Genomic DNA, 3,915 nt, shown 5'->3' with positions numbered 1-3,915 from the left:
AAGTTTGTGTTGGAAAGTTACTTTTTGATAGCCTTCTTTTCGACAGGCTTGATTTGTTGTTGTTTCCATAGAATACTAAAAGTGTTTAATTTTTAGTCAACCTATTTTAGGACGATGCAGGTTTTAAAATTACATACAACGTCTCGTGGCTTGGCGTCAGTTGGGGATTTAATTAGCCAAAAGTATCAATTTAAAAACCAACTTTAAATTAAGCCCAAACCCCCAATTGCTACAAACGTGTGTTGGAGGATGCCATAACTTTTTACATTCCAATTTTCACGTTTCATTTTGCTTTTTTGTTTTCGTTAAGTGCCTATTTTACTAGTGCACAAGGCTTATCTATTTTTACACAAGGCTTATCTATTTTTACATAAGGCTTATCTATTTTTGCACAAGTCATAACTACTTTTGCAGAAGGCTTATCTATTTTGGAAGTTGTCATATTTACTTTGGCATAAGTCATATATAGTTTTGCACAAGGCTTATCTATTTTAACATAAGGCTTGTGTAGTTCGGCACAAGCTTTATGTGTTTTTTATGCTTGACCTACTTTTTTGAATTTAATTTTTGCAATTGCTTTGTATTGAACTGAATTACTATCAAGGATTGTAAACAGGTAATCTTTAGCTTTGTTGAAAGTATCTATTAAATTATCTTCTGAAAGGTACATTGAATTGTTACGAATGCTACGAGCATTGTTTAAAGGAACAAAAGTATTAGCAACGCCTTGCGTTGCTTGCAACATTGAAGCCTTTTTCGCTTGGTAAGTTGTGATTTTATATTCGTTTTCGTTTGGTGCGTAGTTTGGGGTGTTTTGTAATAATGAAATTAACAAATCCATATTGTTTGTACGCTGGTCATAGCTCATTTGTGAAATTGAGTGTTGGCTCTGCTCTTCTTTTGGTTCTGTTGAGGGATTGTCTGTTGATTTTTTTAACCCTTTTAGTTTGCGAACGATTGTCATAAAATCTTCGAGTTGCACTTGTGTAACGCCCTCGGTTGCTTTATATGCTTTACGGAGTTTGGTTAGTTCTCGGTTTAATGGTTTAAAGATTATTTCTCTGCTATCTATGGCAACTGAATACGGAGCAACTAAAGTATTTACTGCCTGTTGTTGAGAAAATGAATTTGTGTAAATAGTTTGCAAGTTTGCCAAATTTAATTTTGGATTACTTGGATTGTAAACAACGCCTAATTGGATGATAAATGTGTTTAATAGATTTGCGTTTGCAATGTTTTTTGCGTGACCTTTTTCGGATGTTGATGCCATGATGATGATTTTAAAGTTTTCCTTAAAAATAAATAAATTTTTCTTACGAAATTATATTCTTTGTAAGTTAAATTTCAGTATCATAAAATATTATTTATTTTTAAGGAAAACTTTAAAGTTTTGCCAAAAACACATTGCGTCAGACGGCTGTTGTGTAACTTTATTATTTTTTTGTTTTCTTTTTTAACCATCCTTTCTTCGGTGAAACAGATAATGATAAACCATAAAAATCTCCGTTAATATTATAAATTCCATTTTTGTCGGGAGTATTTTCAAGATTATATATTCTATATTCTCCAGTTGCAGAGTATGGAAGTATGTTGAGATTATAAAAAAAATCAAATTGAACTAAAGCAAATTTCAAATTATAATTTAAACCTAAAGAAAAGTCAGTTGAGAAAGTAATTTGATTCTGTTGAGTAGTTGAATGAAAGACATTTTTTATTTCTGAGCCATTATTTATGCTTACATCAGTTATTACATCACCGCTACCAGTTGATAAATTTAAATTTAGTCCTAATCCTACAGTTAAGTTAATATCTGAATTTAATGGTAAAAAGTATTCTGTTTTTAATGGAATTGAAAAAATGAAAGAATTGACCGGATTAATATCAGTTAAAATTGAATTACCATTTGATGATAATCCTAAATCTTCATTAGTTACATTGATATCAAATAATGGGTTGAATTCTTTTGCTATCAAGCCTGTTTTAAAATTAAAGTTTCCTTTTTGAGCAAAATCATAATAGAAACCAAATTGATGAGAAAAAGAATTGTTAAATTTTATTGATGGATAATTGCTACCATCATTATTTTGAGATAAGTATCCTGATTGATATGAAGGTTGAAAAACAATATTAATTTTTGAAAACTCTTTTTGATATAGTTTTTCGGCTACTTGAGAAAAACTATAAAAGCAAGAAAATGTGGCAAGTAAAATACTTGCCACATTTTTATTAATTAACTGGCATGCCATAAAAATCTTTATTTATGATTAATACATCCCCTTGTTTATGCAAACTGAAAAGGCTATTTTCCAAAACAGATAGATATTGCAATTGAGGCAATGCGCCATTAAATGGAGAAATTGTAGTCTTCACTTTTACTCGACGTCTTCTTCTTTCTTTTTGTTTATAAATTGGGTCTAATGCTTTATCACAAGCATTGTATGCTAATCCCGGTTCACCAACTACCTGACCACCAATACCTGCTGTAATCCATGTTCTTCTGGCTCTCCATCTTCCATTTTTCTTTCTGTAGCCTTTAGTTTTTGCTTTAATTTTGCTTTTGAAAATTGCGGTTTGTGATGTATAGTTTGCGCCAAACTCTCTTCTAATTTTACTTATCCTTTTTAATCTTTTACCATTAGCAATATCATATTCATAACTAACTTCTTTAACTTTTGATTTACATTGTCCTGTAGTTTCATCTTTTACAGGAGTTTGAACAACTACGTTTGGATTATTTGTTGGAATATGGCCTTGACTAACTTGTGATATAGCCTCGTTATCTCCGTTATGAACTTCGATATAGTTTCCTTCGTCGTCTAAAAACTTATAGTAAACAAAACCATCTTTTTTATTACCTATAATCACTTCCGCATCGTAACTTAATAAAGCTCTTTCAGTTTCATCATCAATAAAATGATTGTCAGGGTCAGCATTTACATCCCATTCACCATCTCCTTGTTGGTCTAACCAATTATTCTCTAAAGATTCAATTTTTTTACGAAGTGAGCAAAATTCCAAATCTTCTTCAAATTTTCTTAAAACATTATCTTCATCGAAACCTGCTGCATCTGCTAGAGCATCGTAATCATCATCTGAAATTCCATTTGGAACTGTTGCGTCAAAAGCATCACAATCATTATCAATCATTTGATCTAATTGGTCAATGGTTTCCCAATATTTATCCCAAGTTGGGAAAATGAGTATATTATTAGTACAGTCACTCCCGTTATTTATATGGGTTGATTCTATGTAGTTAAACAAAGAACTTTGTTTTTGAAATGATGTAATATCATTTGTTGGTTCTTTTGACAATTCACCTTTGTCACAAGAAACTACCACTAGCCCTAAAAGCATAATAGATTTTAAAAGAATTTTTTTCATAAATTTGTACATTAATTAAGTTGTTTGCAGTCCTTTCTTTTGTCTTCAAAAATAATTAAAAGTTAGGGCTGCATTTTTTTGGTTGATTTTATTCTTGATTTCATTTAATAACAAACCTCTAAAATAAATGAAATTTTATTCTCGTCACTTTGAGAAGGTAAGCCTCTTCTTTACCGTTTTTTAATTTTATATGTATCTATCTAATTTTTTTTAGAAATCCATTCGATTTTTTTTTTTGTAAAGGACATAATTTACTTAAAAGCACATAATTAGTTATTTAGAACCATAGCTTGTATTTGTCTTATACGAACCATAGTAAAAAATTATTATGACAAATTAAATTGAAAAATATTACAAAATCAAATTTTCTATGTTAATTTTTTGAGCAATATTTTGTCTTATCCTAAAATACGTTGACCTTTTTTTAGGTTTAATAATTATTTCAAATTTATACTTTATTGCCGGAACATTGATAAGTTTTTTAAAAAATTCCCTTCGGGATTTAAAAGCTTATCAACATTCCTACGACGCTAA

At 29.9% G+C, this 3,915-nt stretch carries 3 protein-coding genes; all 3 read right to left on the bottom strand.

Translation table 11 applies throughout. The annotated features are described in order from the left end of the window. Positions 1-535: 535 nt before the first annotated feature. Positions 536-1,270, bottom strand: a complete 735-nt coding sequence (locus Q0Q96_RS10010; RefSeq protein ID WP_293874441.1) for a hypothetical protein — start codon at positions 1,268-1,270, stop codon at positions 536-538. Between the two features lie 163 nt (positions 1,271-1,433). After that, positions 1,434-2,246, bottom strand: a complete 813-nt coding sequence (locus tag Q0Q96_RS10005) for a hypothetical protein (protein ID WP_293874439.1) — start codon at positions 2,244-2,246, stop codon at positions 1,434-1,436. Further along, the gene (locus tag Q0Q96_RS10000) at positions 2,227-3,354 is read right to left on the bottom strand and encodes a hypothetical protein (protein ID WP_293874437.1); all 1,128 of its coding nucleotides are present in this window, start codon (positions 3,352-3,354) and stop codon (positions 2,227-2,229) included. Before Q0Q96_RS10000 ends, Q0Q96_RS10005 begins: the two co-directional genes overlap by 20 nt. Positions 3,355-3,915 lie beyond the last annotated feature (561 nt).

Origin of the sequence: Flavobacterium sp., from assembly GCF_025352015.1 — a bacterium.
GTDB lineage: Bacteria > Bacteroidota > Bacteroidia > Flavobacteriales > Flavobacteriaceae > Flavobacterium.
Note: the sequence above shows the minus strand (reverse complement) of the source record. Positions and strands in the feature narration are given on the sequence as shown.